General features: G+C 73.0%; 10 protein-coding genes and 1 tRNA gene. 2 read left to right on the top strand and 9 right to left on the bottom strand.

Translation table 11 applies throughout. From position 1 onward, the window contains the following. Window positions 1-270: 270 nt before the first annotated feature. A complete protein-coding gene (locus ACFWJ4_RS24670) occupies window positions 271-822 on the bottom strand; it encodes an SRPBCC domain-containing protein (protein WP_380547018.1) in 552 nt (183 codons plus the stop codon). Between the two features lie 154 nt (window positions 823-976). Further along, the gene (locus ACFWJ4_RS24665) at window positions 977-2,674 is read right to left on the bottom strand and encodes an LCP family protein (RefSeq protein WP_380547016.1); all 1,698 of its coding nucleotides are present in this window, start codon (window positions 2,672-2,674) and stop codon (window positions 977-979) included. 635 nt (window positions 2,675-3,309) lie between these two features. Here ACFWJ4_RS24665 and ACFWJ4_RS24660 point away from each other — a divergent pair. Next, window positions 3,310-4,764, top strand: coding sequence for an MFS transporter (locus tag ACFWJ4_RS24660; RefSeq protein ID WP_380547014.1), 1,455 nt, complete (start codon window positions 3,310-3,312; stop codon window positions 4,762-4,764). Window positions 4,765-4,853: 89 nt separating this feature from the next. On the opposite strand, the gene ACFWJ4_RS24655 is transcribed toward ACFWJ4_RS24660, so the two are convergent. From ACFWJ4_RS24655 to ACFWJ4_RS24625, 7 genes are all read right to left on the bottom strand, one after another. Next, window positions 4,854-5,825, bottom strand: coding sequence for a RimK family alpha-L-glutamate ligase (locus ACFWJ4_RS24655; RefSeq protein ID WP_380547012.1), 972 nt, complete (start codon window positions 5,823-5,825; stop codon window positions 4,854-4,856). A 65-nt stretch (window positions 5,826-5,890) separates the two neighbouring features. Further along, window positions 5,891-6,538: a methyltransferase gene (locus ACFWJ4_RS24650; protein WP_380547010.1), complete on the bottom strand. Its 648-nt coding sequence runs from the start codon at window positions 6,536-6,538 to the stop codon at window positions 5,891-5,893. A gap of 28 nt (window positions 6,539-6,566) precedes the next feature. Further along, on the bottom strand, window positions 6,567-7,901 hold the full coding sequence (locus ACFWJ4_RS24645; RefSeq protein ID WP_380547008.1) for a hypothetical protein: 1,335 nt from the start codon (window positions 7,899-7,901) through the stop codon (window positions 6,567-6,569). Next, complete coding sequence (locus ACFWJ4_RS24640; protein WP_359897941.1) at window positions 7,898-9,079, bottom strand: hypothetical protein; 1,182 nt, start codon at window positions 9,077-9,079, stop codon at window positions 7,898-7,900. Before ACFWJ4_RS24640 ends, ACFWJ4_RS24645 begins: the two co-directional genes overlap by 4 nt. 106 nt (window positions 9,080-9,185) lie before the next feature. After that, on the bottom strand, window positions 9,186-10,544 hold the full coding sequence (locus tag ACFWJ4_RS24635; protein WP_380547006.1) for a DUF6002 family protein: 1,359 nt from the start codon (window positions 10,542-10,544) through the stop codon (window positions 9,186-9,188). Window positions 10,545-11,381: 837 nt separating this feature from the next. Then, window positions 11,382-11,454: transfer RNA gene (locus ACFWJ4_RS24630), tRNA-Lys, on the bottom strand. 47 nt (window positions 11,455-11,501) lie between these two features. Beyond that, window positions 11,502-12,299, bottom strand: coding sequence for a DNA polymerase beta superfamily protein (locus ACFWJ4_RS24625; protein WP_380547004.1), 798 nt, complete (start codon window positions 12,297-12,299; stop codon window positions 11,502-11,504). A 125-nt stretch (window positions 12,300-12,424) separates the two neighbouring features. Between ACFWJ4_RS24625 and ACFWJ4_RS24620 the strand changes: the two genes are divergently transcribed. Further along, window positions 12,425-13,186 carry an SDR family oxidoreductase gene (locus tag ACFWJ4_RS24620; RefSeq protein ID WP_380547003.1) on the top strand — a complete coding sequence of 254 codons (762 nt, stop codon included), beginning with the start codon at window positions 12,425-12,427 and terminating at the stop codon, window positions 13,184-13,186. Window positions 13,187-13,283: the final 97 nt, after the last annotated feature.

The raw sequence follows: 13,283 nt of genomic DNA, 5'->3' as shown, positions 1-13,283 counted from the left end.
GGTGGGTGTTTTTTGTTGGTTTGTTTTTGGGGGGGGGGGGGGGGGGGGGGTTTGGGGGGGGGGGGGGGGGGGGGGGGCGCGGGGGGGGGGGGGGGGGGGCGGGGGGGGGGGGGGGGGGGGGGGGGGGGGGGGGGCGCGCCCCCCCCCCCCCCCCACGGCGGTACACCGCCACCATCGGCCCGCCGCCGCGATCCCGCCACCGGACGGCGCCCTGGCGGGCGACCTGCCGCCGGGCCGTCACCGGGCGCCCACGGGGTGCTCACGGAGCGCTCACGGGGCGTCGTGGCGGTGCGCGGTGACGAAGTAGGGCTGCACCTTGCCGCTCTGCGCGTAGTCCTTGAGCCGGACCAGCAGTTCGGCCCAGGTGCCGGCCACCGCCGGGACGCCCTCCTCGCTGCCCGGCTGCCAGCCGCCGTGCCGGAACAGCAGCCGGGTGCGCCCGGACGCGGCGGGCCGGTCCGGGGCGGCGGGGGCCTCGGGGGCCTCAGGGGCCGCCGACCGGTCGGGGGCCGCCGACGGGACACCGGGGGCCGCAGGGACGCCGGGGGCCGCGGGCAGCTCGGCCAGTTCCCAGCTGATCCAGGTGCCGGCCCAGTGCGGCGGGAAGGAACCGGCGTTGGTCCACACCACCCGGTCCGGGTCGGCCCGCTCCACCCGCAGCCGGAACGGCTCGGGGACGTCGGGGAAGTCGAACAGCAGGACGTCGCCGTCCCGGTCCACGCCGGTGGTCCACCAGGAGGTCAGCCCGTCGTGCGTGGTGAGCGCGGCGAGCACCACGGCCCGGGGCGCGGCGATGTCGAACTGGAGGGCGATCTCGGGCATGGGTCCGCCTTTCGCGGTGACCGCTGGGTCCCCGCCCGGGGGCGTTCGGCCCCGGGACGTACGGCCCCAGGCCCACCATGGCACGACCCCCGGGCCCGCGCGCCCCGGAGGACGCCGGCCCGGGGGTCGTCCCCGTGGTACCCGGTGGGTGCGGTCAGCCGCCGCTGCCGTAGCTGGTGTTCGCGCAGATGTCGTCGTCCGCGGAACGGGCGTCGTTGGTGATGGTGGTCGGCAGCGGCTGCGGGGGCGCCGGGACGCCCGGGGTGGCGGCCGTCGCGCCGCCGCCGGCCGGGGCGCCGGTGGCCATCCCCATCGCGGCGGCGAAGTCCTGGCCGGCGATCACCGAGATGCCCCGGGCGCTGCTGGGCTCCAGGCCGGCGCCCGGGAACAGCGCGGCGACCTTCTCGGCGTTCGCCTTCTGCCCGGATCCGTACTCGATCGTGGTGGTCCTGTACTTGGTGCTCGCCGCCTGGCCCGCCGTGCTGGCGGCGAACTTGGCGCCCTTCAACTGCTCGGTCGCCTTGCCGGCCAGGCCGTTGACGCTCGTTCCGTTGTAGACCGCCACCCTGATCGCCGAGTTGGCGGTGTCCGCGGCCGGGGCTGCCGGGGTGGTGGGCGGCGCCGGCTGCTGCGGGGCCGGGCTGGTGCCGTCGGCCGGGGCGTCCGGCTGCTGGCCGGTGGCGTTCTGGCCGTCGATGGTCTGGTCGGCCTTGAGGGTCTCCCAGAGCTTGCCGGCGTCCGCCTGGACCAGGTCGAGGTCCTGGTCCTGGGTGCGGTAACGCCACGGGACCGTCACGAACTTGAGGTCGTGCATGTCGATGTTCTTCAGCGACAGGCCGAAGGAGAGCAGCTTGTCGGCGGAGTCCAGGCCGGGGTCGACGACCAGGGACTTGGTCGCGGCGTCGGCCAGCGGCAGAAGGGTGGTGGGGTTCATCCCATCCTTCTTGATCTTGCTGGCGAGCGAACCGAGGAACGCCTGCTGGCGCTTCATCCGGCCGATGTCCGAGCCGTCGCCGATGCCGTGCCGCAGCCGGACGTAGTCGAGCGCCTTCTGGCCCTCCACGGTCTGCTTGCCCTGCGGAAGGACGAGGTCGCCCTTCTTCTTCAGCTTGGGGTTGATGTCCCCTTCGTAGATCGGCTTCGGCAGGCAGATGTCCACGCCGTTGACGGCCGAGGTCATCGAGGCGAAGCCGTTGAAGTCGACCACGAGGGTGTGGTCGACGCGGATGCCGGTGAGCTTCTCCACCGTGTTCTGGGTGCAGGCCGGGTTGCCGTCGTCGCTGCCGCCCATCGAGAACGCGGCGTTGAACAGGTCGGTGTTGCCGCCCTTGGTCCACTTGCCGTTGGGCAGCTTGCAGGACGGCAGCTCGACCTTGGCGTTGCGCGGTATCGAGATCCCCACGGCGTGCTTGTGATCGGCGTAGACGTGCAACAGGATCGTGGTGTCCGAACGGGCACCGCCGTCCTCGCCGCCGCCGAGGTCCGCGTTGTTCTTGCCGCGGCTGTCCGAACCGATCAGCAGGATGTTGACCGGCTTGTTGCCGTCCGCGTCGGCCTTCGCCTCCGGGGGGCGGTTGCGGGCTATCGCGTCGGCGTCGAAGGACTTGATGTTGGCGTTCAGCTTGAGGTAGATCGCGCCGCCGACGCCGGCGATGACCACCAGCACGCCCGCCGTCGACCAGGCGACGATCTTCTTCACGTTCTTCTTGGGCTTGGCGCTCTTGCGGGCGGCGGCCCGGCCACCACCCGCCGACGCGGCCTCCGCCTTCCCGCCGCCGCCACCGCCGCGTCCGCCCTTGCCCTGGGCGGCGCGACGGGCCTCCGCCCGGCCGCCGGCACGCGGGGAGGGCACGGATCCCGCGGCGTCTTCCGTCGCGGGCACGCCTTCGCCCCGAGCCGGGCTCTCGCCCCTCCGACCTGACATGCGCGTACCTTTCACCGACGGAAGCGACGCCCCTGACGATCCGGCGCACCGCACACAGAGAGACGGTCCGGACCGTTCCCAGGTTGCACATACGACCGTCACCACTAACCGACGATCGTGGCTTCCGATCATATTTAGGCCCGACACGATCACCGACCTCCGGCCCGGAGCAATCCCACCGATCAACGGGCAACATCCAGACAGAACAGCCGAAATCGCCCGGTTCCAGCGTGACTCACGCCACTGCGCGACGTCCCGCCCCCCGACCGCTCCGGAGCTCGCCGCACTCCCCCGCGGTCCGCGCCGCGTGGAGATCCGCGATGGGCCGCACACGGGTGTCATGAGCGCAACGAACTGTTACAGTGCCGAATGTTTCGTGATTTCCGAACCGGCCGCCCGAGACACCGCGCTGTGGAGACGTCACCGTCGGCCCGCCCGAACGCCGGCACCCCCCGCGTCCGCCGACAACGAGCGGCCCGGCCCGCACGACCCGCCCTCCCGGGCCCCGCGAAGACCCCCCTCGGCTCCGGTCGACACCCACCCGGCCACCGGCCCGGGTCCGGGTGTCGACCGTTTTTCTCGGCCGCCCGCCCCACCGCGGCGGCACCGCGGCACACCGGACCGACGACGCCCGGCGCGAACTGTCGAACCGTCAGATCCCGTTCCGGCGCGAGGAGATCACCCGCCGCCCTGGCCGCACCACGCCGCCACCAGCACCACTCGCCGTCACCGTCACCGTCACCGTCACCGAAGGAACGGAAACCGATCACGAGATGTCAACCGCGCAGGCGATCCCCCTCCGCCGCATCGAGGGGTTCCGCAACTTCTGGCTCTCCCGCGCCGTTTCCGGCCTCGGGTCCGCCATCACCACCGTGGCGCTCCCCGTCCTGGTCTTCCAGGAGAGCGGGTCGCCGCTGCTGGTCTCCCTGGTCGCGGCCGCCGGAACGCTGCCCTACCTGGCCTTCGGCCTGATCGCGGGCGCCGTCGCGGACCGCGTGGACCGCCGCACCCTGATGATCGCCACCGACTGGCTCAACGCCCTCTGCCTCGCCACCGTGCCCCTGGCCTGGGCCCTGGGGGCGCTGACGGCCTGGCACGTCATGCTGGTGGCGTTCCTGTCCGCCGGCCTCGCCCTGTTCTTCGACGCGGGCGTCTACGGCTTCGTCCCCGACATCGTCGGGAAGGAGGGCCTGACCCAGGCCAACAGCGCCCTCTACGGGGCGGAGACCGTCGTCCGGATCGTCGGCAACGCCGTGGCGGGCGGCCTCATCGCGCTGTTCCGCCCGGCCGGCACGCTCGCCCTCGACGCCCTGAGCTTCGCCGTGTCGGCGCTGTTCATCAGGGCGGTCGTCAACGTCGCGCCGCGGACCGCCGCCCCGGGCACCGCGCGACCGGGCTTCAAGGAGTCCATAGGCCAGGGGCTGCGGTTCCTGGCGGGCCACCCCACGCTGCGGATCATGACCGTGGTCGGCACCCTCCAGTCGTTCTCCGGCGGCGCCATCGTCGGCCAGCTGGTCGTCTTCGCCGACCGCGCGCTGGGCATCCACGGCTCCGACGGACGGATCGGCCTGCTCTACATGGCCTGGAGCGCCGGCGGCATCGGCGGCTCCCTGCTGCTGCCCCGGCTGCGGCGGCGCTTCGAGGCCTTCCCGCTGCTCCTCGGCGTGCTGCCGGTCGGGGCGCTGCTCGGCCTCGTCGTCGTCCTCACCTCCAACTGGCTGGTCGCGCTGGTGGCCCTGGCCGTGTGGGGAACGGCGTACCTCGTCGTCCTGGTGAACACGATGACCTACTCCCAGGAGGTGACGCCGCCCGAGCTCCAGGGCCGCGTCAACACCACCCGCCGGATGCTGTCCTCGGGCCTGGGCGTCCCGCTCGGCGCGCTGGTGGCCAGCAGCATCACCGTCTCCGTCGGCATCCAGGCCGGGATGGCCACGGCGGTGGCCTCGATCGCGCTCGCGGCCGCGATCGTCTGGACGGTCCGGCTGCGCCGGGCGTTCGGCCCGGCCGACCGGACCTGAGACCCGGTCCGGACGACGGGCAGGGCCCGGGCCGCGCCCGCTCTGTCGGGCGGCTGCGGCACGGGCCCGCGGACCGGACCGTCCCGGGCTCAGCGGCCGGGCGGCTTCCCCTCGAAGCGTCGGCCTATCCAGCCGAAGAAGGCGTCGGCGACCCTGCCGAGTTCCGGCTCGGGCATCACCGTGAAGCCGCCGTGAGCGGTGCTCCACTCGTTGAGGACCGGACCGGAGTCCGTCATCAGCCAGTCCACGCAGATCCACTCGGCCCGCAGGTCGCGGGCGATGCGGGCGCACTGGTCCGCGACCTGGTCGTGGTCCCGGTTCACGTCCACGGACCCGCCCTGGCTGACGCTCGCCAGGTAGCCGCCGGGGCGGGGGCGGCGGGTCAGCGAGGAGACGACCTCGCCGTCGGCCATGAAGACGCGCATGTCGCCGGAGTGCGGGATCAGCGGCTGCACCAGGTACCCGCCGACGGCCTGGGCGACGAGGTCGATCACCGCGCCGAGCTGCTGCTCGGAGTCGACCCGCAGCACGCCGTAACCTCCGGTCAGTTCACGGGGCTTGACGATGTAGGGGCCGTCGCCGAGCCCGCGCCGCACCTCCCCGAGGACCCGCCGGGCGTACCTGCCGGGCGGCACGGCGACGGTGTCGGCGGTCCGGATGCCCAGGCCTGCGGCGTGCTGGAGCTGCGCGAGCTTGTCGCGCTCCAGGTAGTCGGGGCCGGTGTACGAGCGGTTGAGCAGGACGGAGTCGCTCGCCTCGATGGTGCGGTAGACGGCCCGCAGCGCCTGGAGGCCCTGCGGGTCGGTGGCCATGTCCTCGACGATGAAGCACTGCCGCCGCTCCAGCAGGTCCTCGTCGCCGTGGCGCAGGACCGGCCTGCCACCCACGCAGGACGGCACCAGTTCGGTGGCGCTGATCACCCGGAAGTCGAGGCCGCGGGGCCGGGAGAGCGCCGAGTAGCGCCGGGTGATGCCCCGTTCGAACGCCTCGACCCCCGCGGGGTCGAGGTCCTCGGACTGGTAGATCCAGGTGATCACGGGATTCGTCGTGGGACGCGGCATGATGCGCTCTCCTCGCACTGTGGTGTCCGGTGGTCGGCGTGGAACGGGTGCCCGGAGCGGGAACCTCAGGACGTCCGGGACTCGGGCAGCCGGGACCAGAGGAAGTAGTAGTCCTCGCGGCCCTCGCCGCATCCGAAGGCGCCGACGACCTCCAGGCCGGCCTTCCCGACCATCTCCGTGAAGTCCTCCGGGGCGGAGAACCGGTGGTTCTCCTGGATGAGGACCGAGCCGCCGGGCCGCAGCCGCTCGGCCGCCGCGTCGTAGAAGGCACCGTGAATGGCCCAGTCGGTGTCCTTCCAGATCAGCGGCGAGTGGGAACGCTGGTAGTCCGAGGCGGCCGCGTCCTGGTTGACGTGCGGCGGGTTGCCGACCATCAGGTCCCAGCGGAGGTCCGCCGGCACGTCGTCGAAGCCGTCGGAGAGGTGGAAGCGGGCGCGGCCGCGCAGACCGTTCTCGGCGATGGTCCGCTCGACCGCGTCCCCGGCGGCGGGGTTCACGTCGCCCAGGTCGACCGAATCGCACAGGCCGGCCGCCAGCAGGGAGAAGCCGATGAACCCGGGGCCGGCGCACCATTCGAAGACCGATCCGACCCGGCCGAACCGGGACCGGACGAACGGCTCGTACGCCCGGCCGAAGGTGTTGCCGCCGCCGTCGAGTTCGGCCGTGTAGGACACGGACACCGGGCCGTAGTCGGCACGCGAGTAGGTCGTCATGTCGTCCTCCTGGGGAGAGTCGCGGGGGTCAGCGGAGCGCGAACGCCACGTTCGACAGGGCTCCGTGGCCGTGGATGCTGACCACTCCGTCCCGGTCGGGCGGGAGGTAGCGCACCATGCAGCCGGCGGCCCGCCCGTCGAACAGGAAGGGGCTGAAGACCGGCACCACCTCGGCCTGGTGGCTGCCGGATCCGTCCGGACCGGCGAACTCCATCCGGTACGGCACGGGTTCCACCCACTCCTGGACGATGTGGTCCCGCGCCGCGGCGGCCGCGGTCACCGCCGCCCGCCAGGCCTGCGGCGGGCACGTGCGGCCCACCAGGACCTGCTGCCCGCTCATCCCGATGGCGGGCTTCAGCACGAACTCCTCCTGGCGCTCCAGGAGCAGTTCCGGGAGCGCCACGGTCCGGCCGTGCCGCTCGACGGGCCGGTCCCCGACCACGCGGGTCCACGGCAGGTAGCGCTCGACGGTCCGCCGGTCCCGGTCCGTCATCCACGGCCGCCCCTCGGACACCCAGCCGAGCACCTTCTTGTTGGCGATCAGGTACGCGGTCTGGCTCGCGATCAACCGCACGCCGGCGTCCAGGGCCGTCCGCACCGGCCCGAGGTCGATGCCGTGGCCGAGCCATTCGAGGATCGTGAAGTGGCGCAGCCCGAGCCGGTAGCGGGGTTCTCCCGGCAGCCCGAGTCCGTCGAGCAGGTCTTCCGGCTCGAACGTCTCGGCCGCCAGGCCGCGGCGGCGCAGCGACTCCTCCTGGATCTCGAAGTAGCGGCTGGGGGGACCGCCGAAGTCCCGGAGCGTGCCGACGATCGCGACCGCGGGCTCGACGCCCAGGGCCCGGACGGCGCGCACGAAGAGCTCGTCGCGCACCGCGAGCGGATCGACCGCGTCGAAGGGCATCCGCTCCGGGCCGCCGAACGCCGCCACCCACGCGGCGGTGTGCAGTGCCGTGTCCACCACCCCGCCGATGCCGGAGCCGATGTTGAACTCCAGGAATTTGGGGCCGGAGGCGCCCACCATGACGTCGGGCCGGGCGATGCAGGTGGCGTAGTCCTCCTCGGCCGGGCCGTCCATGACGAGGGGGTACATCCGCTCGTCGGCACCGAGCGCGGCGATCCGGCCGGCCGCCGTCGGAGCGCGCTCCAGCAGCGTGCGGCGCAGCAGCGCCAGCAGGTCGGCGGTGGCGGTGAACAGCTCGTCGTAGGAGGAACGTGGCAACATGACGGGCCGCAGGGACGACGCGACCGGCACCACCCGGGCGTACTCGCCGTCCTCCACCCGGGCCAGTTCCCGCTGGACGGCGGGCAGTTCGAGCCGGTTGTCGAGCGGCGGCGGTGCGGTGCCGTACCACGGGGCGGTCATCTGCGGGCCCTTCCGGCCGGCCCGCGCGCCGCGCCGGCGAGGAATGCGTCGAGGTCCACCTCGCGCACCCCCGCCACTCCCGGGGACTTGGCGGAGTAGTCGAGCCGGGGGGCGCGTCGCGCGTCGCGGAAGTAGACCGCCTCCAGGGTCCCGTCCGTCCGCTCGGCCAGGACCGGATTGGCGACCAGGTAGTCCCGCACCTCCGGCGTGTCGGCGCGGACCTGCAGCCACAGCCGCTTGGCGCCGAAGTGGTTGGGCGGCGGCAGCACGCTGGTGCCGAACCGCCGCTTCCACTGGTAGGTGCCCTTGCTGACGAAGGGTTCGGTGCCCTGGAAGTCGAGGCGGCGCACGCCGTGGCGGGCGCACCAGTCGATGAGGAAGTGGTAGATCGCCTTGAAGGCGCCGCTGTCGTAGTGCTCCCGCGCGCCGTCGACCACGCCCAGCAGGCGCAGGGTCATCGTCCCCGATGCCCGGTCCCAGTGGCAGAGCGCTCCGCCGATCGGTTCGCCGTCCTGCCGCAGGACGAACATCCGGCCGCCGCGGAAGAGGCACTCGTAGGAGACGTCCTTGGTCTCGGTGCGCTCCCGGTCCCCGTGGCGCTGGAACATGGTGGGGCGGTAGAGCCGGTCGTAGAAGTGGTCGAACCAAGCCGGGTCGCGGCTGAGCCCCCAGGTCCAGGCGTGGTCGCGCAGGTCGTGCTTGAACTGCTGGCGCTCGCGCTTGGAGATGCGCTGCCGGACGGTGTCGGGGTCCGCGTCGAAGTCGATCACGAAGTGCACCCGCATCGGCACGATGAGGGAGGCCTCGCGCGGCAGCGCGCGGGCCCGCTCGGCGCTCGTACCGACGATGACGATGTCCGCGTCGGGCAGCCGGGCGGGGTCCCGGAGGGCGGCTCCGGTGAGCCGGCCGGTCCGGCGCCGGACGCCGTGGACGTCGGCGTCGCGTCGGAGCTCGGTGAACTCCAGGGTGTACGCGAGGCCTTCGGCGAGGCCCGCGTAGCTCACCGACAGTCCCCCGGCCTCCGAGCGGACGGCCGGGAAGCCGGCCCCGTCCCGGGTGTCCCAGGCGGTCCGTGCGGTGGTCAGGACCCGGTTGCCGCTGTTGCGCCAGTGGTAACCGGTGTGCATGCGCAGCCGCTGGTGCGGCGTGGCGCGCGGGGGCGGGACGGCAGGGACCACGGGGCTATCACCTCGGCGGGTCGTCGGTGGCGAGCGGGTCGGCGGTGGCGAGCGGCGGCGGCGGAGCGGGGCCCCGGCACGGGCGTGCGGGGCCCCGCACGAGCGGTCAGGCGGAGGGCGTGGCGTCCAGCACGACGCGCCGCAGGTCCTCGGCGGTGGCCACCGGGTGCAGGTCCCGGACGGTGAGGTGGCCGTAGTCCGTCGCCGAGTAGCTGCCGGAGCCGTGCACGAGGATGTCGGTCTCGGGCACCAGCCCCCGGTCGACGGCGTTGAGCAGGCCCGTCATCGCCATCACCAGGGACCACTCGCGCAGCGCGGTGGGGTTCGCGGGCAGCCGCACGCCGGCCTCCCCGAGCAGCGAGCGCACCTGCCCGTAGCGGCCGAGGCACTCCGCGAGCGAGACGACGATGCCGCCGCCGCCCTGGGTGCGGATGAGTTCGTTCATCCGGGGCGAGGTGGGCGGGTTGCGGGTGTAGAAGGTCGGGTCGAGGGTCTCCCGCGGATCGAAGGTCTGCGCGGGGTACCGCGGGTCGGCGCTCTGCGTGAACAGTCCCGTCCCCGCGTCGTAGGAGTACGCCGGGAGGTTCCCGGTGTCGGTGGAGCCCTCGTTGTACAGGCTGAGCACCATGTCGGGAGCGCCCAGGTGCTGCACCAGGAAGTAGTGCGGCGGCAGGGTCCGGGAGCGGACGTCCGCGGGGAGCCGGCTGCGGCCGTGGGCGTGGCCGAGCAGCCCGTAGGCGCTGGAGACCGAGTGCACGTGCAGCCGGGCCTCGCCGGGCGCCGAGGGGAACAGGTCTGCCTCGGCCAGCGCCCTGACCACGTCCGCCGCCAGGTAGTTCTCCAGTTGGAGGGTGTACCAGAGGTTGGTCTCGCACTCCTTCTCCAGAGCGCTCCGGTGTTCGTCGACCAGCCCGAGGGCGATGGCCTTCACGGTGCCGGGCTCCTCGCCCCCGTACACCGCGATCGGGTTGCGCACCCGCAGCCCGGGGTCGGTGAACAGCTCGGAGCTGCGCAGCTTGGCCACCGCCCCCTCGGGGACCACCGTGATGACGTTGAGCCGGTCGGCGTCCACCAGACCGGTCCGGACGGCCCGGAGCACCGCGTCGCGCATGGCGATGGCCTTGTTGGCGGAGGACGGCGTGACGATGGTGACCCGCCGGCCGGTGTCCTGGACGAAGCGGACCGCCCTGGCCACGATGACCAGCGAGGCGAAGGTCTTGGTCGTCATGGTGGCCGGGTTGCGCGTGAGGTCGAGCAGCGCGAGGTTCCGGTCCCGGTACGACGGCATGGCCGCGTGGCCGAGGCCGGAGACCGCGAGGTACTCGCGCATGGCCTCGGTGAGTTCGGGCAGTTCGACGCCCGGCGTGAAACCTTCGGCGTCGGCCTTCTCCGGGCCGCCCAGGAGGTCCCGCAGGACTGAACGGATCTCTTCGTAGTACCGGACGAGAGCATTGTCGAGAATCACTTTTCCTGCCTCTTTCCACCGGAGATCGAATCCGCCCGCGCGCCTGCACGGTCGTGCTCGCGCAGGTCGGTGACGGCCGTCAGGGAAACCGAGAAAGTGGGCCGCGACCCTGGTCATGACGAAAGACAAACCCAGTGCACACAACATCGACACACCATGCCGATCGCGGCCCCCCGGGCACCGCGCGGAACCCGGCGAATTCCAGGACCGAAAGCGGGCCGGGCTCTTCCGCCGGCTCGACCCCACCCGTTGAGCCTTCGCGTCCGCGAAACCTCTCAACCCCGGATGATTCGGTGAAATTTTGTGCGGACGGGTGATACGGCAGCTGCTTGTCGAGAGTATTGATTCATTGACCGTCCCCGGTCAACGACCCTTCGGTGTGACGCAGGTTACACCGCGTCCATTTCGCTACGACATTGCCCCCCGTTCACCCCTCTTGCGGGACAAACGCCCATCTGTGGAGCAATTTCCTCGGATCCGAACCTCACCTGGCGTACGGGATTCAGGGGGGCCGGAGCATCCCGGGCGAAATTGCCGCCCCCTGGGGGACTTTTCGCCCGGATGTCCGATAATTCATGGTCCACATGGACACGAACTGTCCTGTGGACCCTTTCCGCGACGACCTCGCCGATGATCCGGCCCGGCCCTTCGGGACCCGGCCCCCGGAGCCGCCGAGCGCCACCTCCGCCGGGTCGCCGAAGGGCGGAACTCCCGCCGCGGCCCCGCCGGATGACACGTCGCCCGCCGCGCCCCACCCTGCGCCGCGCCGATACCGCGCCGATCACGACGAAGGGCGCCCTCCCCGAAGGGAGGACGCCCGGACTCGCCTCGACCAGGTGGGCCACCAGGGGCTCGAACCCTGAACCTACGGATTAAAAGTCCGCAGCTCTGCCAATTGAGCTAGTGGCCCGCGGCCCCAGCGCGCCCGGATGCCCGGGCGGAAGGACCACGGCGATCCTACCCGGTGGGGCCCAGGGCTCCGCCAGTGGATTGCGCGGGCGTGCCGGGCTCGTGGAGCGGGACTTGAGGCGGGGTGTAGTGAACGGCGCGGACCCGGCGGAGCCAGGCCTCGACGGGGCGCTGGTCGGGGGCGGTGGGCAGGACACCGCGGCCGGCCAGCCGGTCGGCGGCGTCGGCGAGCAGGCCCTCCGCGAGGGCGGGGCGGTCGGCGATGCGTTCGCCGAGTTCGCGGATGCGTTCGGGGTCGGGCAGCCGGATCAGGTTGCGGCCGGTCTCGTGCAGGCGGACGGCCTGCTCGACCAGCCGGACCAGGTGCCGGGCGTGCTTGGCGGCCCGGCGGCGGGCGGCCGGGTCGGCGGTGTCGCGGGTCAGCAGCTTGCGGAACTGCTGGTCGGCGTAGCCGAGGTAGGCCTTCCGCACGGCCGGCGCGCTGAGGAAGGCCGCGCGCAGGCCGACCAGTTCGTCGCCGAGCGGGGTGCGGACCTCGTACAGCTCGTCCGGCAGCCAGACCAGTTCGGAGGCGGTCGGGTTGCAACCCAGCGCCAGCCGGCACCACTTGGCGGCCTCGTGCAGGGTGACGTCGGGCGCGGTGGTGACGTGGGACTCGGCCGGGCGGTGCAGGCCGTGCAACTCCTCGGTGGGGGTGGCGAACAGGCCCAGCCGGTCGAGGTCGGAGCCTGCGTGGGCGAAGCCGTACGCGGTGGAGCCGACGATGCCCGAGAGCAGCACCGTGCCGGGAACGGAGGCGACACCGGGAACGGAGGCGACGCCGGGAACGGCGGTCGTGGTGGACATCGGCGGACTCCTCTCGGACGGACGGGCGGGCACCGCATCCTCGTCCGGGCATCCTCGCCGAGCGGGCCGCGCCGGGCGAGCGAATTCCGGTCCGGGCCGCCCGGCCGCCGGGTAGCGTACGGTCCATGTCGACCACTCCCACCGACGAGGTCCTGATCGTCACCGGCGCCGGCCGCGGCATCGGAGCCGCCACCGCCCTGCTGGCCGCCCGCCGCGGCTACCGGGTCTGCGTCAACTACCGTACGGACGAGGCCTCGGCGACCGCCGTGGTGGACGCGATCCGGGCCGGCGGCGGCACCGCCCTCGCGGTCCGCGCCGACGTCACCCGCACCGCCGAGGTGGAGCGGCTGTTCACCACCGTGGACGACGAGCTCGGCCCGCTCACCGGGCTGGTGAACAACGCCGGCACGCTGGAGAAGCAGTGCCGGCTGGAGGAGATCGACGAGGACCGGCTGACCCGGATCTGGGCCGCCAACATCACCGGCCCGTTCCTGTGCGCGGCACAGGCCGTCCGCCGGATGTCCACCCGGCACGGCGGACGGGGCGGCGCCATCGTCAACGTCGGCTCGGCCGCCTCCCGGATCGGCTCGCCGAACGAGTACGTCGACTACGCGGCCGCCAAGGGCGCGGTGGACTCGATGACCCGCGGCCTCGCCCTGGAGGTCGCCGCCGAGGGCATCCGGGTCAACGCGGTGCGGCCGGGGCTGATCCACACCGACATCCACGCGCTCGGCGGCGAGCCCGGCCGGGTCGACCGGGTCGCGCCCGGCCTGCCGATGGGGCGCGGCGGGCAGCCGGAGGAGGTCGCCGAGGCGATCCTCTTCCTGCTCTCCCCGGCGGCCTCGTACACCACCGGGGCGTTCCTGGAGGTCTCGGGCGGGCGCTGAGCAGCCGGTCGCCCACCGGCGGGGGCCGGTTTCGGACGGTGTCCTCCCGCCCGGCCGCCGACGTCGCACTCCTCCTTCCTCCCGCCCGCGCCCGCCC

Origin of the sequence: Kitasatospora sp. NPDC127067 (genome assembly GCF_042724755.1) — a bacterium.
GTDB lineage: Bacteria > Actinomycetota > Actinomycetes > Streptomycetales > Streptomycetaceae > Kitasatospora > Kitasatospora lactacystinica.
This window is presented reverse-complemented; position numbering and strand designations above follow the sequence as displayed.

Excerpts from the sequence above, each read along its gene's own strand:
- ACFWJ4_RS24670 (WP_380547018.1), bottom strand. The coding sequence starts at position 822 with ATGCCCGAGATCGCCCTCCAGTTCGACATCGCCGCGCCCCGGGCCGTG.
- ACFWJ4_RS24655 (WP_380547012.1), bottom strand. The coding sequence starts at position 5,825 with ATGCCGCGTCCCACGACGAATCCCGTGATCACCTGGATCTACCAGTCC.
- ACFWJ4_RS24650 (WP_380547010.1), bottom strand. The coding sequence starts at position 6,538 with ATGACGACCTACTCGCGTGCCGACTACGGCCCGGTGTCCGTGTCCTAC.
- ACFWJ4_RS24645 (WP_380547008.1), bottom strand. The coding sequence starts at position 7,901 with ATGACCGCCCCGTGGTACGGCACCGCACCGCCGCCGCTCGACAACCGG.
- ACFWJ4_RS24625 (WP_380547004.1), bottom strand. The coding sequence starts at position 12,299 with ATGTCCACCACGACCGCCGTTCCCGGCGTCGCCTCCGTTCCCGGTGTC.
- ACFWJ4_RS24620 (WP_380547003.1), top strand. The coding sequence starts at position 12,425 with ATGTCGACCACTCCCACCGACGAGGTCCTGATCGTCACCGGCGCCGGC.